Origin of the sequence: Gardnerella sp. DNF00497B (assembly GCF_049262725.1) — a bacterium.
GTDB lineage: Bacteria > Actinomycetota > Actinomycetes > Actinomycetales > Bifidobacteriaceae > Bifidobacterium > Bifidobacterium leopoldii.
This window is the reverse complement of sequence record NZ_CP058400.1, coordinates 1,510,622-1,531,757: the sequence shown is the minus strand read 5'-3', so window position 1 is coordinate 1,531,757 and position 21,136 is coordinate 1,510,622. Positions and strand designations below refer to the sequence as shown.

Below are 21,136 nucleotides of genomic sequence, written 5' to 3'. Positions count from 1 at the left end.
ACTGCTACTCTTTTTTATCTAACTTCCTTATGCTGATCTGCCTTAGGAATGTTTTTCATAAGGTCAGCTCTTATACATCCTTGCACTTCATGTATTGCTGCGCCTGCTGCTGGAACATCTACTTTAGGGCGAAGATTATTAAAAGTAGAGCCAAGCACAATATCGACGAGCTTATCTTTTCTATCATCCATTCGCATAATTGCATCGGTAAAATTAGCGTTTACTGTATAAGCTTCATTAATAGCGTTTTTTCCAAAGTAAATGATTGTTCGTTTAATATTACTTGATTTGTTATTGTTAACCTCTGTTAAGTTAAATCCACGAGCGTTTAAAGCTTCGCCAACAGCGCGAGCAAAACCGCGGAACTTTGTGCCGTTTAGAACTCTGATTGCTACAGCTCTATTATCTACGTAAGGGGCTTTGGCTCCTTCTTTTCCTATTATTGCGCATGGAGCTGGAACACCATAATTTGGGTTATCTTTTGGAGCACGCACAGAATTTATACCAAAAGCGTGGAATTGCACAAGTAAAGCAAATATAAAGGTGACGCCTAGGCCTACGCCCACTGTGGTGAGTACAGATCTTTTTCTTTGATACATGAAAGCTTTACGAGCAATACGTTCGTCGTATTCTTGCGTCATGTTCACTTCCGATCTGTGGTTTGTAACTTTGTTAGCAGCAAGTTTACACAAGCTGCAGAATATACGTAATATTTCATTGCGTAATATTTTATTTTGCATATTTATTCAACGAATAAATATGCGTTTTATTTATAATTGACAATCTTTGCATGCGCGATACAAAGCAATAAATTCATCGCAAGTAAGCGTCTCGCCGCGTCTAGTTGGGTCAATTCCAGAATTTTTATATGCTTCTTCTGGAACTTGATTTTTAAGAGCTGCGTGCAATGTCTTACGTCGTTGCTGGAAGGCTGCATCAATGAAAGCGAATACTCCCTCACGCTCATTGTTGTCACCTTTGCTTGTGCAATCGCGAGTAAAAGAAACTAATGCTGAATCAACGTTTGGTGCTGGCCAAAACACATTACGACCGATAAGCCCTGCGCGTTGGGCTTTGCCGTACCACGCCAACTTAACACTTGGTGTGCCATATACTTTATTCCCAGGTTGTGCGCATAAACGATCTGCTACCTCTTTTTGAACCATAACTAGAAAATTCTGTAAGTTGCTAAATTTTTCTAGCAAAGTAAGAATAATAGGCGTCGCAACATTGTATGGCAGGTTTGCAACAAGAGTAAATTTTTTAGCCTGTGCAATTTGTGGAACATCATCGGCATTTACTGTTAAAGCATCTTTTAGAATGACATTAAACTTTTGCATTGCTTTAGGCATAAATTCTTCTACAGTATGCGGCAATCGTCGAGCTAGCGGAGGGTCTATTTCTACTGCAGTAAGCTGTGCTCCTGTTTGCAATATTGCAAGAGTAAGAGAACCAAGACCAGGCCCTACCTCCATAACGATATCGCCAGATTTAACGCCAGCTGCCGCTACTATTTTTCGCACTGTACCAGGATCAATAACGAAATTTTGACCAAACTTTTTGGTAGGAGTAATGCCTTCCTCGGCAGCAATACGTCTAATATCTGCTGCACCTAAAAGCTGACCTTCATTTTCAATGCTGATTTCTGTCAAAGTTTTACCATCCAAATTTCGTAACAATTAATCTGTTGCACCAAAGTGCGTTAAAACACGCTGCTGCCTTTTAATACCAGCCAATTTCGCGCGAATGCTTTACTGCTCCACTAGGTGTTTTATATTTGCCCTTAATGTAACTTAGACCCCAGCTAATTTGTATTGCGGCATCTTCATGCCAATTAGCTCCTGCGCTGCTCATTTTATTTGCAGGAAGAGCTTGAGGAATGCCATAAGCGTGTGAGCTAGGATTTTCTGCGTTCCATCTCCATCCAGATTCCCTATTCCATAACCATAAAAGATCTTCCCATTCTTTACCGGTCCAACCCATTTGCGCAGCCGCGCCCTGAGCAAATAGTTTAGCTTGTTCTGGAGTAGCATGTACGAGGCTATCGGGATTAGAGCTTGGAGCGGGTGCAGGTGGATTAGCTGCAAGTGCGGGGGCAACAGATGCGGTTTGTTGTTGAGTTTGTGATGTTTGCGCACCATTGTTACTATTCTGGTCTTTACTTTGAGCCTGATTTTGCGTTTTATTCTGATTTTGTTGAGTTTGCTGTTGGCTGTTTTTCTTCTCCTGTTTTGCAGGCTGCTCAGTATTCTGCTTTTTGTGTTGAGAGTTTGTTTGTTGTTTGGATTGTTTTGACTTTTGTGTATTTGTATTATTTTTGTGAATTGGTGCGGGAACAGCCTTACCTACAGCAATAACTTGATTAACTGCAGGCTTTACCAAATTTTGCGAAACTAGAGTTGCGCTTTCTGCTTTGCCATCTACGTATGTAACGTTATAAACATCTTCCCGCTCACCATTCACGCCAACTTGTTGTACAACGCGAGAATTTGCTGGAAGTTTAGGATCTACTACAGTTTGTGTGGCAAAAGGTAATGAAACCGTACGAGTTTCTTTGCCATGAGTAACTCGAGAAACACGTAAAACAGTATTTCCATCATCTTCTTCTACGCTTACGCGATCTTCCTTGCCGAGCACTATACCTTGAGAATCAAGAATTGCGCTCGCAGGTAAGTCTCCATTTTGCACAACGCGTGTTTTCCCGTCAGCGATAACGCTAATTGGACCTTTTTTATTAATCGATAAGCCGCAAGTTAGTTTATCGTAAATATTTTGCAAATTTACTGTAATTCGTGAAGCGTTCTTAGCATTAGCTTTAAAAAAGCCGATTAATTGATCGACACTAGTTGCAACAGTCCAGAACGGTATAGTTACTCCATCTACAGTGATAGAAGTTTGATAAGCACTGCGAACTGTTACAGTAGAGTGATTTGTGAGAATATCTCCAGAAGAAGAAATAATTTGATCGTGAGTTTTTACTGGTACGTGTTGTTCTTCCAGTAAACGTATTGGATTTGTTGAATAAGTGCTTACAATACGCGTTTTTCCATTTACGATCATTGCAACAGATTTTTTAGCTGTAAATATAAACAAGCTTGTTGCTGTGAGTGATATAGATAAAACGCAGGCGATTATTCTTGCACGACGCATCACTATTAATCGTCTAGGCGTCCATCGACGTGCCATACAATCACTCCCTTCGCAATAATGCTAACTTTTCTATTATACCTTCAGTTTTGCATTCAAAATTGAGTGCAAAACAAAATAAAAGTGGGGGCGGGAGAGAAGGGGATATTCCCGCCCCCTATGAGGTGGAGCTGGTTGGGGGACGCTCCACTCTCACCTCGGAAACCCTGAGTTGGGGGAAGGTTCCCGAGTTCTTACTCGCGAAAAGTTTTGTTATAAAGATGATCATGTGCGCAGATATAGATTTGTTATTTTCATAATACGCCATAATTTGGCACTGTATATGAAAAATAGAAATCTTTTCTATTTTTGAATAGTTAATTAGCCACTATCCCCTCTGCTTTAATCATTTCACGTCATTATATGTGATACGAAAGATAACAAAACTATAGTTCTGGAATATGTGAACAGAAAATAAGAAATACTTATGAAACGAGTGGAATAAAATGGAGCCTCCTGCCGGGATCGAACCGGCGACCTGCCGCTTACAAGGCGGCCGCTCTGGCCATCTGAGCTAAGGAGGCGATGTTTTCTCGTTAGCATAACAAATCATGCTAAGTAGAACAATTGATTAGTGTACCATATGCCACGTCATTACAAAATTACGGCGATGTTGAATATAGAAACGGCGTGTTTTTTGTTGTTTATATTTGCGTATTTGGCAATATAAGGCATTAACATAATGCAGTATGGAAGATACAAGCATGTTCGATTTGCAGCCAGGAAATAATGTAGGCGGATACACGCTTATTTCTAGGCTTGGCGGCGGCGCAATGGGGTCAGTTTGGCGCGTTAATGACGATGGCGGCAATCAATATGCTATGAAAATATTACGTGCTTCTGTTCGTACAAAACAGAGTGAAGATGAGGATTCTGAGCAGGAACGTGCTCGAATGCGTTTAAAACGTGAAGCTTTGGCTTTGCAGAGGATTCATCATCCAGGTGTTTGCGCGATAGTGGATATGGAATTAGATGCTTCAATCGCTTTTATTGTGACAGAATTGATTGAAGGACATAATTTGCGCGAAGACGTGGATGAGAATGGGCCCTATATTGCAGATGATTTAGAGCGTCTTGCGCATAAGCTTATTGAAGCTGTTAAGGCAGTTCATGAAGCCGGTATTGTTCATCGCGATATTAAACCAACTAATGTAATGATTTCTGCTACTGGACCAGTATTAGTAGATTTTGGTATTGCGATGGGTGAAGGTGAAAGCCATGTTACTCGCACGGGATTAGTGATGGGCACTCCTGGTTTTATTGCTCCAGAAATTATTGAAGGCGGAGATTCAGATGAACTTACAGATTGGTGGTCTGTTGCTGCTGTGCTTGCATTTGCGGCTACCGGTAAGCCTGTTTTTGGCACAAAGCCTATGATGGCGGTTTTGGAGCGTGCTGCCTCAGGCAATGCAGATTTAACTGGGTTGCCTCCTAGAACAATGGCTGCTTTTCGTAAGGCGTTGAATCCGATTCGAGAACAGCGTTGCATGCTATCTGATTTAGAAAATGCAATTAGTCAAGATGCTATGGATCCTTTAGCCTGGCCGGAGGTGAACCGCCCTTTTGACCGTAATGCCACTAACATAACTATGCGTAAAATGTGGCGTGAAACAAGTCGTGAAACAAAAGAAAAAACTGCTATACTAACAAATTCTCGTACCTGCGATGCAGCTGGTACATCTGGCATAACAAATCTTAACTCTGATGGAGAAACGCCAACCGTAACTGTTCGTTCTACTACTGTTATGCCGCATTCATTAGATAGTGAAGACGATAAAACATTTTGTGTAGATGAAAAAACACGAATTAATGCGTTAAACGGTGTCGATTTACAGCATATACAAAACGACAATTCAAACAATTCACGTATTGCACAATCTTCAAAACTTATTCATGCCTCTAATAACGTTTTTGATAATGACAATATTGAAAATGAAGCAGGCGATTCCCTTCATGTTAAAAGTGATGAAGTGCCTTCTGTAGATCATACTCTTAATCAACATGATTATGTGCGTAAAGGAACATGGATACTGCTGATTTGTATAATTCTTCATTTAGCCATTGCTTGCTTAAGCATTCTCGATTCTATTGGTTTTGCGATGGTTTTTATGTGGATTAGTGCAACATCCGGCTACAGTATTTCATCAAGCTTGCGAAGATGGCAACTTAACGATGGAATAATTCCTCGTCATGATTCTGTAGTGCGTATTGCAACTTTGCCATGGCATATTATTCGAGGATTCGTCTACATGCTTCCACGAGTTATAGCTATTGTGATTTCTGGAGGTATTGGAGCTGTTATATATCCATTTCTCTGTGGTGATAATCCTGAACTACTTTCTATAGATGTTGGATCCTTGCGTATCCTTTTACCAACTTACTCACCTAATATTTTTTCAAATACTGCATTTGGATATACTCTAGGATTTATTGTTGCATGGGTTGTTTTTGCTGTAGTTAAATGGACTACAAAATTCCGTTTAGGATTAGGTGCGTTATTTTATTCTGGAAAATCATTTGAAAAATAAAAATAGTACGATACGTAATGTGTATTTTCCGTTGATGCCATCTACTAAACTGTGGTGAGGTTATTATTTCATTAGCAAGAATGCTGCTAGGAACTAGTCTTAGCATGCGAAATAAAGGGTTGAAGGATAACAATGCCTAAAATTCAGATGCGTGATAATAAGCAGGGAGATTCATCTGCTACTCGCCTACAAAGAACCATAGAAAATCGCGAACGTGCCGCGCGTGAGCGTCGTCAGCAAGCAATTATCGGCGTTATTGTAGTAATTATTGTTGCGGCTATGTTGGCTGCTGTAGGCATTACTGCGTATCAGGCAGCTTACGTTCAGCCTCAGAAAAAAGTAGAGCAATCTGCAAAATCTAATCATAATTTGGATAATATTGATCCAAGTATTCGTCCAAGCGGTGTTAATTCTAAGAATGGAATTCTTCTTAGCAAGGATGGGTACGGTAAGCAAGCTGCTGGTGCTCCTACAGTTGCTACTTATTTTGATCCTTTGTGCCCTGGCTGTGGAAACTTTAATCGTACTGTTGATGAAACTTTAATTAAAATGGTTGAAGCAGGTCAAATTAACCTAGAACTTCACCCAATGTCATTCTTGGATGGACTTTCTACTGACCATTACTCGACTCGTGTTTCTAGTGCTATTGCTTATATCGCTTCATATGATAACGATCCAAAGCATTTGCTTCAGTTTATCAATGGTATTTTTAACGAAAAATTCCAGCCGGAAGAAGGCGAGGGATATAAGCCTGTAAGCAATAAAGAATTGATTAAACTGGCTAAGAAATCTGGAATTCCAAACGAAATTGCAAGTAAAGCTTTTAACCGCCAATATTTGAAGTGGCAGCTGCTAGTTAATAAATACACTCCTGATCGTAAGGAATTGTGGAATGTCAGCGGTTCAAATAAAGGATCTATGACAACTCCAACAGTAACTATTAACGATAAATTGCTTGATATGAATGCCATTAATGAGAAAAAAATGAAGGTGCTTGATGCTCTGCTTCATTGCATTGGCTTGGATAAAAAGCAAGTTGGAGTTGCAGGTCAGATGCCTAAAGTGTCTGACACTAGTTCCCCTATTGCATTGTAAATAAGCTAAATTATAGAAATATAAATTATTAAATAAAAACGGACGTTGAGTGTATTCTTAACGTCCGTTTTAGTATAGAAATTACTTAATTTTATTTATAAATCAAGCGGCTTGCTCTTATATGTAACTTTTGGCATATGGCCAGATTTGCCAACATGTTCTTTATCGATTCCCAAAGACTTTAATATAGCTTCCAAAGGATCCATCTGCTTTTCAGAAGCTGCATTGAGATCTACTAGCTTACCATTAATTGTTACTGTTGGAGTTGTCATAGCGCCTTTATTAGAGCCAGAAACATTCCATAAAGCTTTTTCTTCTGGAGTATTCTCATTAATAACTTCTTGCCACTTAACATAGTGTAGGTTAAAGGCTTCATTCGCAATCTTATTTGCAACTCCAGCATCTTCAGCTAAATCAATAAGAGCTTTATTCGGTGTTGCTTGGTATCCATCGCCTTCTTCCGGCTGGAATCTTTCACTAAAGATGCTATTGATAAACTGAAGCAAATGCTTTGGATCGTTATCATATGAGGCGATATAAGCAATACCGCTTGAGACGCGATAAGAATATTGATCTGAGCTAAAACGATTTAAGAATGACATAGGGTGAAGTTCTAGGTTAATTTGACCTGCTTCAACCATTTTAATTAAAGTTTCATCAACAGTACGATTAAAGGATCCGCAACCAGGGCACAAAGGATCAAAATAAGTAGCAACTGTAGGAGCACCAGCAGCTTGCTTGCCATACCCATCCTTGCTAAGAAGAATTCCGCCTTGTAAATTAGATGCCGGTGGGATGTCAGAAGAAGGCAGTTTTTTAATCTCTTTGGCTATTTGGGAGTTTGCTGTATCCTCAGTTTGTGTATCTGGTTTATTGGTTGTTGGATTTTCAATTTTTACTTGTGGTTTATTGATTGAATTGTAATAAGTCATAAACCCAGCTCCTGCAGCGAATGCAAGAATAACTAGTGCTATTACGATGCCAATTAAGCTTTTACTATAAGGGGTATTTGATTTTTGCATTTCATTATTTGTTGTTTCTTGTTGTTGATCCATAGTTATTCTCCTTTTGTGTGCCTTACTCGACACGCCGAGTTTATGCAAAATACTGATTTTTTGCTGTTTTTCTAAGATAAACATGATATATTAAGGCATGGCTCAACGAAGAGAACCTTCAATGGACCAGGTAAGTAAACTGTGGACGATTGATACCCGCCGATGTAGGAATTGGGGTCATGAGTGCACACCCTTCACTACGGATCGTTCGGCACGTACCTGCCGATGAAAGGACATATCATGGCAGAAGTTGTATTTGATCATGTGACTCGTATATACCCGGGCAACGATAAGCCTTCGGTTGATGACTTGAACATGACTATTAAAGATGGTGAGTTCCTCGTACTCGTTGGTCCATCTGGTTGCGGTAAGTCAACTACTTTGCGTATGTTGGCAGGTCTTGAAGAGGTTAACAAAGGACGTATCCTCATCGGCGGTCAAGATGTTACTACAATGCAGCCAAAGGATCGCGATATTGCAATGGTCTTCCAGAATTATGCACTGTATCCACACATGACAGTTGCTGATAACATGGGCTTTGCTTTGAAGATTGCTGGTGTTCCTAAGGAAGAAATTCGCAAGCGTGTTGAAAAAGCTGCAGAAGTGTTGGATTTGACAGAGTATTTGGATCGTAAGCCAAAGGCTTTGTCTGGTGGTCAGCGTCAGCGTGTTGCTATGGGTCGCGCAATTGTTCGTGAACCAAAAGTCTTCCTCATGGATGAGCCTCTTTCCAACCTCGATGCTAAGCTCCGCGTTCAGACTCGTACTCAGATTGCTGCTTTGCAGCGTCAGCTTGGTGTTACTACTCTGTACGTTACCCACGATCAGACTGAAGCTTTGACCATGGGCGATCGCATTGCAGTGATTAAGCTTGGCGTATTGCAGCAGGTTGGAGCTCCTACTGAGCTTTATGACCGCCCTGCAAATGTATTCGTTGCAGGCTTCATTGGCTCGCCATCCATGAATATCAATCAGCACCCAGTTGTAAACGGTCGAGCTCAGATCGGTGAGGATTCTATAGTTCTTCCAGCTGAGGCTGTTGACAAGCTCACTGCAGAAGATAACGGACAGATTATTGTTGGCTTCCGTCCAGAAGATGCAAGCTTGGCAACATCCGATGATCCAAATGCGTTCTCCTTGAAGGTAATGAATGTGGAAGATCTCGGTTCCGATGGCTATATCTACGGCAATATCATCACCGATGGTTCTCCTGAGGAAGCATCTACGATGATGTCTGATCAAAACAAGCTCACTACTATTCGCGTGAACCCACGTGCTCTTCCAAAGGTTGGCGACACCGTGAAGATCAAGATTGATCCATCTAAGATGCATCTGTTCGCACCTTCTACGGAGTTGCGTTTGAACTAAAAGTGTTGGTTTGCCTGCTTATATGAGCTAGTAAGCAAACTTTCGGTATAAGGTATAGCGGGGTTCGCAGTATGACGCGAACCCCGTTTTTGGCACAAAAAAGCAGCATAATAAGTGTGCAATAATACATCATTACAATGCATCGCTTATTATATATAGTTGTTATCAATAATTCGTCGGTGGTTGAGCTGTGTTTATCTGGAATGCAGTGATATCGTTGGCATGAGCTTGATTGGTAAATAAACTTTATGGAATGGAATGACGCTCCTCAATTAGACCCGCGTGCTGTGCAAGCAACTTCGGTATCTGCACAGGACGAGAATGCGTCGTCTCAAGAGCCGCAGGCACTGAAGATTACTGCGGCTAGTTCAGATCCAAAAATGTTTACACTGCCTTGGGAATTACCACTTTCTCAATGGCCTGCTGATTTATTCGTGAATTTGCCGCGTGGTATTTCTCGTCACGTTGTGCGATTTGTTCACGTTGGCGATGAAGTGTATGCAATGAAGGAAATTACTCGTCAAGTTGCAGAACGTGAGTATGAGCTTTTGCGTAGGCTTCGTAAACTTGAGTTGCCTACAGTTACTCCTATAGCTGTTGTTGCAGGACGCCATGACGCTAATGGTGAAAAGCTTGAGGCAATGTTAGTTACGAAACATTTAAAGTTCTCACTACCATATCGTGCATTATTTGCTCGTACGTTGCGTCCGGATACTGCAGAGCGCCTTATCGATGCGCTTGCTGTTCTTATGGTGCGCTTGCATCTTTCTGGCTTCTATTGGGGCGATGTATCGCTTTCCAACGTGCTGTTTTTGCGAGATGCAGATGCTTTTTCTGCATTCCTAGTTGACGCAGAAACTGGTGATTTGCATGGAAGTTTAACAGAAGGTCAACGAGAATACGATATCGATTTAGCTCGAACCAACATTATTGGTGAGCTTATGGATTTGAGCTCCGGTCAGCTTTTACCGACAGAAGTAGATGAAATCAGTATAGGCAATCGTCTAGTAGATCGCTATCATTCGCTTTGGAGTACGCTTACTGACGTTGATAAGTTCAGTCCTGATGAGATGTGGCGAATTGAACGTCGTGTTAATCGTCTAAATGAGCTTGGTTTCGATGTTGATGAGTTGGAGATGAAGACTTCAGAAGATGGTCGAAGGGTTTTGGTTCGACCTCGAGTTGTGGATGCTGGTTATGCTTCCCGCAAGCTTCTTCGTCTTACTGGATTGGACGTTCAAGAGAATCAGGCTCGAAGGCTTCTGAACGATTTGGATGCGTATCGCACTTCTACATGGCGTCAAGGTGAAGAGCTGGAAATCGTCGCAACTGATTGGATGCGTGAAATTTTCGAGCCAACAGTTCGTATGATTCCTCCTGAGTTCCGTTCGCAAATTGAACCAGCTCAGTTCTTCCATGAAGTGTTGGATCATCGTTGGTTTATGGCAGAAAAAGTTGGCCATGACGTTGCTATGCAAGATGCTGTAACTAGCTATATTAAGAACGTATTACCACAGTACAAAATGGATAAGCATGTTCTTGCTGCTATTAATGCAGATGCTGATTCTGGCGTTGTGGATGATGAATACACGTATTCTTCTCCAGCACCTGTAGGTCACGATATAGTTGAAGATGATCAAGATGCTAGTGTTTGGGCGAGTTGAGTATTGCGTTATATAAGTAATTAGCTAATTCTCAACAAGTATGGCATTGATTGTCGTTTTTGATCTTAAGTGAATTTTTCGTAGGGGGAGCTTCGACTCCCCCGTTTTTTTATTGCAGTTTACTCGCTTACCCTAAATTTAGGTATAAAAAAGTGCCCCCTGTGGGACTCGAACCCACAACCCAAGACTTAAAAGGACTCTGCTCTGCCAATTGAGCTAAAGGGGCAACAAATGCCAAGTGTACTACATTCAATCGACGAAGTGAATATCGTGTGAACTTATGCGTGTTATATATATATTTATTGCAGTATTCCGAGTGACTCCAGTTTTGCTTTTATTTGTGTTGCAGATGGCTCAACCATAAAAGTATTATCCGCAAAAGTAACAACTGGAATGTGCTTTTGATTGCTAATTTCAATCGCTTTTTCTTCAGCACCTTCTTCTGTTTCAATATCGTGCCAAACGAATGCCACACCATACTGGGTTAGCGCAGCTTTTGCGCGTTTGCAATCTCCACACCAATCTGCACCGTATACATTTACGGTAGGCTGATCTGACATAAAATCCTCCTTAATGATTTTGTGAATTCAAATTTTGCGTAATAATAGCTCGTGCTATTTATTACTACTTTTATTAGTGTAATAGATGCAGATGTACTTAAGCATATTGACGTTGAAGTGTGACAAAGATGAGAAAAAATAGTGAAATGTATTGCTAGTGTCCCTTGACTTTCATAGTCTTGATGTCATGAATATGGTTATGGATATGAACATGCTAATTTGGTTTGCGGCTGCGGCTGTTGTTATTGCCATCTTATTAGTAACAGTTGCAGTGATTTTGCGCATTCACAGCAATAGTCATGGACCAGTAATTCCTGAAAGCGTTGATAGTTCAATCGATACAGGCAAAACTAAAGCGCGTGGAACAAAAAAATCTGGAAAACAGATAGAAAGTAACATAGCTGTTATACCTAATGAAGAAGTAAAGTCTGAATTATTGCCAGAAAGTACTTCTTCGCGTATTAAACGTCTTCGCGAACGTTTGGCTCATAGTGCAAATCCATTTGGTCGTGCATTGTTTAATATCATAAGCAAGGACCATCTTTCGGAAGAAGATTGGGAAGATGTAGAAGATACTCTTCTTATGGCCGATGTTGGCTCTCGAGCTAGTGAAGAATTAGTAGAAGATCTACGCAAAGATGCACGCATTGCTGGTACTTCTAGTTCAGAAGATGTGCATTCAGCATTGCGTACGAAACTATTGAAAATAGTAGATGAAGACGCTGATCGACGCTTAAATGCAGATAAATCAGATGCGCATCATCCTAGCGTTATTATGATGGTCGGCGTTAATGGCACCGGTAAAACCACTACTGCTGGTAAATTAGCGCGATTGTTTATTGCCCAAAAACGTTCAGTAATGTTTGCTGCAGCAGATACTTTTCGTGCGGCTGCAGCTGATCAACTTGAAACTTGGGCGTCTGCAGTAAGCGTGCCAGTTGTTCGTGCAGATAAAGATGGTGCTGATCCTGCTTCTGTTGCTTTTATTGCTGCGAATAAGGCAAAAGAAGAACAAACTGATTTATTGATTGTAGATACTGCTGGTCGTTTGCAGAATAAAGCAAATTTAATGGAAGAGCTTGGCAAAATTCGTAGGGTTATAGAAAAAACTATGCCTGTTGATGAAGTATTGCTGGTATTGGATGCTACTACTGGTCAAAATGGCATGTCTCAAGCAAAAGTATTTGCTGAAGCTATTGGCATTACGGGCGTAGTCCTTACTAAGCTTGATGGTTCCGCTAAAGGTGGAATTGTTATAGCTGTACAGCGTGAACTTGGTGTGCCGGTTAAGCTAGTAGGTCTTGGCGAAGGACCAGATGATTTGGTCCCGTTTGATGCTCAAAGCTTCGTAGACGGCCTGCTCGCTTAATGCTGAGCATTGATGTAGCTGCATGAGTGGTAGTTTTTAATCTTCCGCTAAAGTCTTTATGAGTTTTGGCTATAAGAGTTTCTCGGTACAATAGTTATATAAAGTAATACTTAAGCTGCAATGATGTTATTGTTGCGCTGTTTCAAATAATTGAGGTGAAAAATGACCACAATGGATCCGCAATGGGCATTGTTGGCTGGCGCGTTGGTGTTTATTATTACGCCGGGTATTGCCCTGTTCTATGGAGGCCGTGAACGCGCTACTTCCATGGTGAATATGATGATGCTTTCAGCTGGCGCTATTGCTGTAACTACACTGGTTTGGACGCTGTGGGGATGGTCGTTAGCTTTTGCTGGCAAAGATATGGCTGGTGGTGTTATAGGTGATCCATTGAGTGGTTTGCTATTCCGTGATTCGATGGTGGCAGATCATGGTGTGTTTACGTCTATGGACGCAAATTCCGGATTATCTGGTGGCATTCCTGCAGCTTTTCGTTTAGCATGTGCTGTTGTTGCAGTAGCGCTTATTACTGGAGCTCTAGCCGGTCGAGTGCGTTACGCTATTTGGCTTATTTTCGTAGCTGTGTGGATTACTTTAGTATTCGCTCCGTTAGCGCATATGGTGTGCGGTGGTGGATTGCTTTCGCCTAATGGTGCTATTTCACAGGCGTTAGGTATTTCAGTGCATGACTTCGCGGGTGGCTCTATATTGCATATTGCTGCGGCTGTTTCGGCTTTTGCAATTGTTATGATCATTGGCGGACATGCTCACTTCCCTCTTAAGCGTTTTGTTTTGCATATTAAGAATGTTGCGCATACGAGTGGCAATGCTAATTCTGGAGCTACTAATTCGCGTAATCCTAAAAGTCGTTTATCGCGCGCATTGTGGGCTGATGTTGAGCATGCTAAGAATGCCGCTAGTGAGACTGTTGTCTCTCCAGTTGCTACAGTAACTGAAGTTGCTGCTGAATCCACTGCAACGCAGTCAGCAGTCGAAAATGGTGTTGCTGCTCGCCAGCCGCATAATGTTCCTTTCGTTATGCTTGGCGTTTTCCTGATTTGGTTCGGTTGGCTTGGGTTAATGATTGGTTCTTCTGCAGGTGTTCCTGGAGTTGCTGGTTATGCTTGGGTGAGTTCCACAATAACTGCTTCTGCTTCAATGCTTGCCTGGGGTGTGACTGAACGTTTACACTCTGGATGCTTTACTGCTTTGGGAGCTGCGTCTGGTGTTATGGCTGGATTAGCTGCAAGTGCTGCAGCCGCGGATGTTATTGCTCCATTGTGGGCTTTAGTTTTGGGTGTTCTTTCTGGTGTTATTACTTCTCTAGTGACTCACTCTCGTACTTTTGTGCGCTACGATGGTGCCTTGCATGTAGTTAGCGTGAATGGTGTTGCTGCGCTTATTGGTGTGCTTGCAGTAGGCTTATTTGCTGATGGCTCTGGATTACTCGCTGTTGGTGATTGGCATCAGTTAGTTGCACAACTGTGCTTGATTGGGATTACGGTGCTTTATGCAGGTGCTGTAACTGCAGTGCTAGCTTTTGTTCTTGAAAAGCTTTTTGGATGGCGAATCTCGGAAGCTAAGGAACGTAAGGGCGTTGATTTAGCTGATCAAGGAGAGCGTGCTTACGATTTTTCTTCTATTGCACAAAGTCATGATGGCGCTGTAGTTGCTGTTGCAGATGATGATGCAAATAAAACTCAAATGGCTGTTCTTACTTCTGTTGATATTGATATGGGTGAAGACGAGGTTGAACAATCTGATTTTATGGTTGATCAATCTGAGGCAAATCCTGAGCAAGGCGATTCTGAGGCTGATCCTAAATCTGGAGTTGGGCAGAAAGAGTCTTCTTCTGAAGAAGAGTCTGAAACTGTAGAAAAAGATAAATCAGCGCAGAATAATAAGAAAACAGGAAAACGAAATAATAGTGCTAAAGAATAGACGTATGTGCGTAAGCGCTATTGTTTAGCAACAAGTTCTAGTTATTTTGATATAAACCGCATGTCTTATCTAAGATATGCGGTTTTGTTATTTTTGCTAATTTAAAATCAAGTTTTTAATTAATAAGTTATTTTTAATGAATAAGTTATTCATATGACACGCACGAATTGCTTGATGTGGATAAAAAAGATAAGTTATCCACATTTTAGGCGTGTCTACGTGGATATCACACAAATTTATCCACATAGTGGGGATAACATTGTGGATATCCTGCGGATAACTTTTTAAAATAATATTTTTATTTGCGATTTACGCATATTTGTGTTACTTCACTTGCAGTTGTTTTTACATGAAATTTGTTAGCAATTGCAATCTTCTTTTATACAAGCGTGACAAAGTAGCGGTAGAATGAAGCATTATGACAAATCAAAAGTTGGACAACCAGAACAAAAAAGACGTATTACGCAATATTTGGCTACTAGCCGTACCAACTTTTGGACAGCTCATATCTGAGCCAGCATTTGTGCTCATTGACACTGCTATTATTGGCCACATTGGCAAAAGTGCTCTAGCAGGTCTTTCTATCGGATCAACGGTACTTCTTACTACTACAGGTCTTTGCTTATTTTTGGCTTACAACACAACTTCACAGGTTGCTCGTCTTTTAGGCGCAGGTAAGCGTCGAGAAGGTTTTAGCATTGGCATGGATGGATTGTGGCTTGCATTATTGCTCGGCATAATTCTTACAGTCATACTTATTTTTGCCGCTGAACCGTTATGCTACGCAATAGGCGCGCGTGGCTCTACGTTGCAAAATGCTATTGTGTACACACAAATGATTATGCCTGGATTGCCTGCGATGCTACTCGTATATGCAGCAAATGGCATATTTCGCGGTCTTTGCAACGTGCGCATAACATTATTTGCTGCTGTAAGTGGAGCTGTTCTAAATACAATTCTCGATATAATCGCAGTATTTGGTCTCAACATGGGAATTGCTGGCTCTGGTATTGCAACAATGATTGCGCAATGGTATATGGGACTTGTTCTCACTATTCCTGCAATTATTTGGGCTACTCAAAGTGGCGCGCGTCTCAAACCGCATTTCCAGCATATTCTACATTCTGCTGGAACTGGTATGCCTTTGTTTGTTCGTACACTTGCATTGCGCGTGTGCATGGTAGCTACGGTTGTTACTGCGACTCATCTCGGTACCAATACTCTCGCCGCGTATCAGGTTGCTAATTCTTGCTGGAATTTTGTTATGAATATTTTAGATGCAATTGGTATTGCTGCGCAGACTATTGTTGCTGCAGCGCTAGGTGCAGGCTGTCGTAAGCGCGCAGGAATGATTACGCGTATTTGTGCTCAAGTGGGAGCTGTAAGCAGCGTAGGAGTCGGTTTATTCATGATTTTCGTGGGTTGGAGTTGCGCGCCACTATTTAGTCAGCATACAGATATTCAGTTTTTAATTTCTGTAGGCATGACAATATTAGGATTGTTTTTGCCTCTTGCTGGATGGATGTGGGCACTAGATGGCGTATTAATTGGCGCAGGCGATCACCGTTACTTAGCAAAAGCTTGCTCAGTAATGGCTGCTGTGTATTTAACATTTTTGGCGCTCACAAGCGTTTTTGATGTCGTCGTCGACGCTAATGACGTGGTAAGAACTATTACTTTATGGGTTGTTTTAAATACTGTTTATATTGGTGGGCGTGCAATAGGCAATAGTTTGCGCATAAGAAATGATACGTGGATGGATTCTGCGCTAAAAATGTAAATAAAGTTTTGTGTTAATACATTTACGTTTTTTCATAATACGTGCGCGCGTTTATACTCGTTTTTATGGCTGATAATGATATGTGGCAATCTACTAAAGGCAATGTTATCCGCGCAGGGAGTAATCGTGGTGGCAATGGTGACGCCTCTGCATATGGTTCTGGCGTTGCAAATCGTGGTGCTGAAGTAGGTGCTACGTTGTTTGATCGTGTGCCTCCTCACGATGTCGATGCAGAAATGGCTGTGCTTGGCGGAATGCTTATGAGCAAAGATGCTATTGGCGAGGTGTCTCAATTACTTGAAACATCAGATTTTTATTTACCGCACCACCAAACAATTTACGATGCTATTCTTACGCTTTTCGCTGGTTCACAGCCTGTTGACGTTGTGCTTGTAGCTAACGAATTAATGAAAGATGGAAATCTCGATAAAGTTGGCGGAGCTGACTATTTGCACAGCCTAGTAGCTTCTGTGCCAACAGCCGCAAACGCAATGTACTACGCAGATATTGTGCATCAAAATGCTGTTCTTCGTAACGTTATTACTGCTGGCACAAAAATTGCACAAATGGGCTATTCTGCTTCCGGAGCGCAAGCAGAAGATATTGTAAATCTTGCGCAATCAGAAGTGTATGAAATGAGCGCCGGTAAAGTGCGTCAAGATTACGTTGCTATTGGTCCAGTTTTGCAAAATACACTTGATCAGTTAGATAAAATGCAAAATCACGAACTTGAACAAGGTGTGCCGACTGGATTTAGAGATATTGACGAAGTTACGCAGGGTTTGCAGCCTGGTCAAATGATTGTTGTTGCTGGTCGTCCGGCTATGGGTAAGTCAACACTTGGCATTGATTTTGCGCGCTCAGCAGCACTACACCACAATATGACGTCTATTGTGTTCTCTCTAGAAATGAGCAAAGTGGAATTAGCTCAGCGCATTATTGCTGCAGAAACTAATATTCCGCTCGCTGCTATGCGAAGAGCGGAAGATATTACTCCAGATCGTTGGAATACTCTTAATACTTTTTGGACAAAAATGCAAAACGCTCCGCTTTTTATTGATGACAGTCCAAATATGAGCTTGATGGAAATTCGCGCAAAATGCCGCCGTTTGAAGCAAACTAATGATCTGAAGCTAGTAGTTATCGATTACCTTCAGCTGATGAGTTCTGGCAAGCGTGTGGAAAGTCGTCAGCAGGAAGTTTCGGAATTCTCGCGTGCGCTGAAGCTTCTTGCTAAAGAGCTTGAAGTGCCAGTTGTGGCTTTGAGCCAGCTTAATCGTGGACCGGAAATGCGAAACGACAAGAAACCACAGCTTTCAGATTTGCGCGAATCTGGTTCTATTGAGCAGGATGCTGACGTTGTGTTCCTAGTGCATCGTCCTGATTTTTACAATAAGGAAGATCGCCCGGGCGAAGCAGATATTATTATGGCAAAGCATCGTAACGGCCCTACTGACACGTTTAATCTTGCCTTCTTGGGTGCAACTTCCAAGTTCATGGATATGCCGCAAGACTACCAGCAATAAGGGGTGTGATTTAGTATGTCAAGCCGCGACCATGAATCGCATAAAAAGTTGCGCCAAAATTTGCATAAGCATTGGTACAGTTTTGCCATGCCTGCTGTTGGTAAACTTGTTTGCGCGCTTTCTAGGCTGCTACATCATGGTGGAAGCGCATTGCCTGGGAAAGTTATTGAGAGCCTCGATTCTGGCTTTTTAGCGCGCATTCTTGCCGCATTGCCGTACGGAATAGTGTTGATTTCTGGCACCAATGGCAAAACTACCACAACGCGTATGGTAACTTCTATGCTGCGCGACGCAGGACTTAACGTATTTACTAATCCAACCGGTTCAAACTTTACTAGAGGAGTAGTGGCAGCCCTTGCAAAAACAATGCCTGCTTTTGGCACAAAACTAAATGCGGATATTGCAGTTTTAGAGCTAGACGAAGCGTACGCAGTGCATTTTGTAAATCAAATCAAGCCTCGCTACTCTTTATTGCTAAACGTTATGCGAGATCAGCTCGACAGATTTGGCGAAATTGACACAACTGCAAAACTATTAAGCAACGTAGCTGAAGCAACTGAAGGAACGGTGGTGCTAAACCGTGAGGATCCACGTATTTGCGCGCTCGCAAAAGTTGTTCCTTCCGGGACTTGTGTGCGGTATTTTGGTTTGGATGACGCTGTAAAAAGCATGTTCCCGACGGATGATGATTTGCACAATAACACTGAAAAAAGCGAAAATTGCGAAGATGCTGCAGAGAGCAAGGCTAACAATCTTCCTAAAGCAGATGTTGTGCTTTCAAAAGTTGGAGACCATGATGCTGAGTTTATACTTGATGGCAAGCGTAAAACTACTTCTGTAAAACTCGACGGCGCTTACAATATTTTCAACGCTGCTGCTGCAGCAACAGTAGTTCGCGCTATCTTGGCGGACGCTGCAAAACAAAATTCTGCGTTGCAAAAATTTGATGACGATGCGCTTATGGAAGCGATTTCGCACGTAACTCCTGCTTTTGGTAGAGGCGAAGTAATTGAAGTTAATGGTGCTCCTGTTGAGCTTGTTTTAGTGAAGAATCCTATTGGTTTTAGGCTTGCAATCGCTTCGGATCATCCGAAAAATCACGATACCATGATTGCAATTTGTGACGAATACGCTGACGGTAGAGACATGAGCTGGCTGTGGGACGTTGATTTTGCAAGCTTTAGCGGCACTGGAGTTGAGTGCGTTTCTGGTACTCGCGCATGGGATATGGCTTTGCGTCTGCAATACGATAAAGTCTCGGCTCGCAATGTGAATACGGATTTGGAAGAAGATGCTAAAGCTTTTGTAAACGGCGTTTTTAGTGGCAACGCTAAAAATGCTAAACGCATATATTGCACGTATACTGCCATGCTTCGCGTGCGCGCGGCTTTAGCGCAACTTGCGGAAGTTAAAGACGTTGGAGTTGGGAAGTAATTGTCATGAATAGTTCCAGTGATATTAGTAAAGCAAATGCTACTTTTGAAGCCGAAAATCGCGTGCTACATATTGTGTCGCTATATCCAAAAGACATGAATATTTACGGCGACTACGGCAATGTGCTTACGATTATGCGCCGAGCGGAATTGTACGGTTACAAGCCAGTGCTTCACGAGTACAACGTTGGCGATTTATGGCCAGAGCGCGTGGATATGATTCTTGGCGGCGGTGGTCAAGATCATGGGCAAAGCAGAGTTACTGAAGATTTATTTGCGCGCGCGGACGCGATTCGTGAGCTTGCAAAAGATGGCGTTCCAATGCTTATGATTTGTGGACTTTACCAGCTTTTTGGAGAGTATTTTGAAACCGTTGAGGGTCAAAAGCTTAAAGGAATTGGAATACTTGGTGAGCATACGGTTGGTCAAGATGTGCGCATGATTGGAAATCTTGTGGAACATAGCGACGATTTTGGCGATATTGTGGGCTATGAGAACCATTCTGGACGAACAAGCTTGGAGGGTGATACTCAGCCACTTGGCTCGGTTGATAGTGAAAATTGCGGTAATAATGGCAAGGATCACACGGAAGGAGCGCGCAAATACAATGTTATTGGCACTTATATGCACGGCTCAGTTTTGCCAAAAAATCCGCGTCTGGCTGACTTTTTAATCCGTACTGCTGCGCAAAATCGTTACGGCGAATTTTCGCCAAAGCAGACTGATTCTCAACGCGCGGAAATTGCTAAACTAGACGAATTAGCAGAGCGCGCTCGCGAAGTGGCCGTAACTCGTCCGCGGTAAAGAGATTTATCTGCGCAAAATTTGTCAACGCTAAACACAAAAGCCTGCTGAACTTGCAAAGTGTTGCAAAATCAGCAGGCTTTTTGTAGTTTTTGATTCTAGCTTTCGCTTGATTTGGTTAGTAACTATTAGTCAATCAAGCCATACAAGCGATCGCCGGCGTCGCCAAGACCTGGAACGATATAAGCTTTGTCGTTCAAATGCTCATCAACAGCGCAAACAACAACCTTAAAGTCAATAGAAGGATCAATCTCCTTCTCCAGGCGTTCCAAGCCTTCTGGAGCTGCCAAAATGTTAATAGCAGTAACGTCCTTAGCACCGCGCTCAGCCAAATAGTGTGTAGCAGCAATAAGAGTGCCACCAGTGGCAAGCATTGGGTCAAGAAGGAAGCACTGACGGCCAGTTAAATCTTCTGGTAAACGGTTGGCATAAGTGATGATATCGAGCGTCTGCTCGTCGCGCTTCATGCCAAGGAATCCAACCTCAGCGGTTGGAAGAAGGCGAGTCATGCCGTCGAGCATGCCAAGACCAGCGCGCAAAACCGGCACAACCATTGGGCGTGGGCGGTTCAAATGCTTGCCAGTCATCTTGCAAATAGGAGTTTCAATCTCGCGATCGCTAACTTCCAAATTGCGGGTTGCTTCGTATGCTTCGAGGGTTACCAATTCGGAAACCAACTCGCGGAAAATGTTAGAAGGTGTATTCTTATCTCGCAAAACGGTGAGCTTGTGGTCCACCAGCGGATGATGTAAAACATGAAGATCCATACCTTCTAGATTAGTGCAAGCATTGCACGTTAAGCTAGCGGCGTGCCGTTATTTTTGCGC

General features: G+C 42.2%; 16 protein-coding genes and 2 tRNA genes. 10 read left to right on the top strand and 8 right to left on the bottom strand.

The annotated features are described in order from the left end of the window. Nucleotides 1–14 precede the first annotated feature (14 nt). The 4 genes from HXT26_RS06065 to HXT26_RS06050 form a co-directional block, all read right to left on the bottom strand. Nucleotides 15–641, bottom strand: coding sequence for a LytR C-terminal domain-containing protein (locus tag HXT26_RS06065; protein ID WP_004105817.1), 627 nt, complete (start codon nucleotides 639–641; stop codon nucleotides 15–17). A 129-nt stretch (nucleotides 642–770) separates the two neighbouring features. Further along, complete coding sequence (rsmA, locus tag HXT26_RS06060; RefSeq protein WP_004105818.1) at nucleotides 771–1,667, bottom strand: 16S rRNA (adenine(1518)-N(6)/adenine(1519)-N(6))-dimethyltransferase RsmA; 897 nt, start codon at nucleotides 1,665–1,667, stop codon at nucleotides 771–773. Nucleotides 1,668–1,722: 55 nt separating this feature from the next. Continuing rightward, the gene (locus HXT26_RS06055; RefSeq protein ID WP_422111991.1) at nucleotides 1,723–3,186 is read right to left on the bottom strand and encodes a G5 domain-containing protein; all 1,464 of its coding nucleotides are present in this window, start codon (nucleotides 3,184–3,186) and stop codon (nucleotides 1,723–1,725) included. Nucleotides 3,187–3,633: 447 nt separating this feature from the next. Further along, nucleotides 3,634–3,710: transfer RNA gene (locus HXT26_RS06050), tRNA-Thr, on the bottom strand. 165 nt (nucleotides 3,711–3,875) lie between these two features. On the opposite strand from HXT26_RS06050, the gene HXT26_RS06045 reads away from it, so the two are divergent. Together HXT26_RS06045 and HXT26_RS06040 are read left to right on the top strand one after the other, a co-directional pair. Further along, on the top strand, nucleotides 3,876–5,714 hold the full coding sequence (locus tag HXT26_RS06045; RefSeq protein ID WP_004105821.1) for a serine/threonine-protein kinase: 1,839 nt from the start codon (nucleotides 3,876–3,878) through the stop codon (nucleotides 5,712–5,714). Between the two features lie 132 nt (nucleotides 5,715–5,846). Beyond that, nucleotides 5,847–6,809 carry a DsbA family protein gene (locus HXT26_RS06040; RefSeq protein ID WP_004105824.1) on the top strand — a complete coding sequence of 321 codons (963 nt, stop codon included), beginning with the start codon at nucleotides 5,847–5,849 and terminating at the stop codon, nucleotides 6,807–6,809. 95 nt (nucleotides 6,810–6,904) lie between these two features. On the opposite strand, the gene HXT26_RS06035 is transcribed toward HXT26_RS06040, so the two are convergent. Then, complete coding sequence (locus HXT26_RS06035) at nucleotides 6,905–7,864, bottom strand: DsbA family protein (RefSeq protein ID WP_004105826.1); 960 nt, start codon at nucleotides 7,862–7,864, stop codon at nucleotides 6,905–6,907. A gap of 240 nt (nucleotides 7,865–8,104) precedes the next feature. Here HXT26_RS06035 and HXT26_RS06030 point away from each other — a divergent pair, with 240 nt between their 5' ends. After that, on the top strand, nucleotides 8,105–9,232 hold the full coding sequence (locus HXT26_RS06030; protein WP_004105828.1) for an ABC transporter ATP-binding protein: 1,128 nt from the start codon (nucleotides 8,105–8,107) through the stop codon (nucleotides 9,230–9,232). A gap of 248 nt (nucleotides 9,233–9,480) precedes the next feature. Continuing rightward, a complete protein-coding gene (locus tag HXT26_RS06025; RefSeq protein WP_004105830.1) occupies nucleotides 9,481–10,896 on the top strand; it encodes a DUF4032 domain-containing protein in 1,416 nt (471 codons plus the stop codon). A gap of 153 nt (nucleotides 10,897–11,049) precedes the next feature. On the opposite strand, the gene HXT26_RS06020 is transcribed toward HXT26_RS06025, so the two are convergent. Beyond that, a tRNA-Lys gene (locus tag HXT26_RS06020) sits at nucleotides 11,050–11,122 on the bottom strand. A gap of 73 nt (nucleotides 11,123–11,195) precedes the next feature. Continuing rightward, complete coding sequence (locus tag HXT26_RS06015; RefSeq protein ID WP_004105832.1) at nucleotides 11,196–11,456, bottom strand: glutaredoxin domain-containing protein; 261 nt, start codon at nucleotides 11,454–11,456, stop codon at nucleotides 11,196–11,198. 187 nt (nucleotides 11,457–11,643) lie between these two features. Here HXT26_RS06015 and ftsY point away from each other — a divergent pair, with 187 nt between their 5' ends. From ftsY to HXT26_RS05985, 6 genes are all read left to right on the top strand, one after another. Then, a complete protein-coding gene (ftsY, locus tag HXT26_RS06010) occupies nucleotides 11,644–12,825 on the top strand; it encodes a signal recognition particle-docking protein FtsY (RefSeq protein ID WP_101885826.1) in 1,182 nt (393 codons plus the stop codon). Between the two features lie 162 nt (nucleotides 12,826–12,987). Then, nucleotides 12,988–14,766, top strand: coding sequence for an ammonium transporter (locus HXT26_RS06005; protein WP_422111990.1), 1,779 nt, complete (start codon nucleotides 12,988–12,990; stop codon nucleotides 14,764–14,766). A 418-nt stretch (nucleotides 14,767–15,184) separates the two neighbouring features. Beyond that, a complete protein-coding gene (locus tag HXT26_RS06000; RefSeq protein WP_415688504.1) occupies nucleotides 15,185–16,546 on the top strand; it encodes an MATE family efflux transporter in 1,362 nt (453 codons plus the stop codon). A gap of 65 nt (nucleotides 16,547–16,611) precedes the next feature. After that, the gene (gene dnaB / locus HXT26_RS05995; RefSeq protein WP_422111989.1) at nucleotides 16,612–18,072 is read left to right on the top strand and encodes a replicative DNA helicase; all 1,461 of its coding nucleotides are present in this window, start codon (nucleotides 16,612–16,614) and stop codon (nucleotides 18,070–18,072) included. Nucleotides 18,073–18,087: 15 nt separating this feature from the next. Further along, on the top strand, nucleotides 18,088–19,506 hold the full coding sequence (locus HXT26_RS05990) for a Mur ligase family protein (protein ID WP_415688506.1): 1,419 nt from the start codon (nucleotides 18,088–18,090) through the stop codon (nucleotides 19,504–19,506). A gap of 5 nt (nucleotides 19,507–19,511) precedes the next feature. Further along, the gene (locus tag HXT26_RS05985; RefSeq protein WP_415688507.1) at nucleotides 19,512–20,309 is read left to right on the top strand and encodes a type 1 glutamine amidotransferase; all 798 of its coding nucleotides are present in this window, start codon (nucleotides 19,512–19,514) and stop codon (nucleotides 20,307–20,309) included. Nucleotides 20,310–20,437: 128 nt separating this feature from the next. Here HXT26_RS05985 and upp read toward each other — a convergent pair whose 3' ends face one another. After that, complete coding sequence (gene upp / locus HXT26_RS05980; RefSeq protein WP_004119581.1) at nucleotides 20,438–21,076, bottom strand: uracil phosphoribosyltransferase; 639 nt, start codon at nucleotides 21,074–21,076, stop codon at nucleotides 20,438–20,440. Nucleotides 21,077–21,136 lie beyond the last annotated feature (60 nt).

What these genes read in the sequence shown, in the direction of transcription:
- HXT26_RS06015 (WP_004105832.1), bottom strand. Translation starts at nt 11,456, where the DNA reads ATGTCAGATCAGCCTACCGTAAATGTATACGGTGCAGATTGGTGTGGA.
- HXT26_RS05990 (WP_415688506.1), top strand. Translation starts at nt 18,088, where the DNA reads ATGTCAAGCCGCGACCATGAATCGCATAAAAAGTTGCGCCAAAATTTG.
- HXT26_RS06025 (WP_004105830.1), top strand. Translation starts at nt 9,481, where the DNA reads ATGGAATGGAATGACGCTCCTCAATTAGACCCGCGTGCTGTGCAAGCA.
- upp (WP_004119581.1), bottom strand. Translation starts at nt 21,076, where the DNA reads ATGGATCTTCATGTTTTACATCATCCGCTGGTGGACCACAAGCTCACC.
- HXT26_RS06030 (WP_004105828.1), top strand. Translation starts at nt 8,105, where the DNA reads ATGGCAGAAGTTGTATTTGATCATGTGACTCGTATATACCCGGGCAAC.
- HXT26_RS06040 (WP_004105824.1), top strand. Translation starts at nt 5,847, where the DNA reads ATGCCTAAAATTCAGATGCGTGATAATAAGCAGGGAGATTCATCTGCT.
- HXT26_RS06005 (WP_422111990.1), top strand. Translation starts at nt 12,988, where the DNA reads ATGACCACAATGGATCCGCAATGGGCATTGTTGGCTGGCGCGTTGGTG.
- HXT26_RS06035 (WP_004105826.1), bottom strand. Translation starts at nt 7,864, where the DNA reads ATGGATCAACAACAAGAAACAACAAATAATGAAATGCAAAAATCAAAT.
- ftsY (WP_101885826.1), top strand. Translation starts at nt 11,644, where the DNA reads ATGAATATGGTTATGGATATGAACATGCTAATTTGGTTTGCGGCTGCG.
- HXT26_RS05985 (WP_415688507.1), top strand. Translation starts at nt 19,512, where the DNA reads ATGAATAGTTCCAGTGATATTAGTAAAGCAAATGCTACTTTTGAAGCC.
- HXT26_RS06055 (WP_422111991.1), bottom strand. Translation starts at nt 3,186, where the DNA reads ATGGCACGTCGATGGACGCCTAGACGATTAATAGTGATGCGTCGTGCA.
- HXT26_RS06045 (WP_004105821.1), top strand. Translation starts at nt 3,876, where the DNA reads ATGGAAGATACAAGCATGTTCGATTTGCAGCCAGGAAATAATGTAGGC.
- HXT26_RS06065 (WP_004105817.1), bottom strand. Translation starts at nt 641, where the DNA reads ATGACGCAAGAATACGACGAACGTATTGCTCGTAAAGCTTTCATGTAT.
- dnaB (WP_422111989.1), top strand. Translation starts at nt 16,612, where the DNA reads ATGGCTGATAATGATATGTGGCAATCTACTAAAGGCAATGTTATCCGC.
- HXT26_RS06000 (WP_415688504.1), top strand. Translation starts at nt 15,185, where the DNA reads ATGACAAATCAAAAGTTGGACAACCAGAACAAAAAAGACGTATTACGC.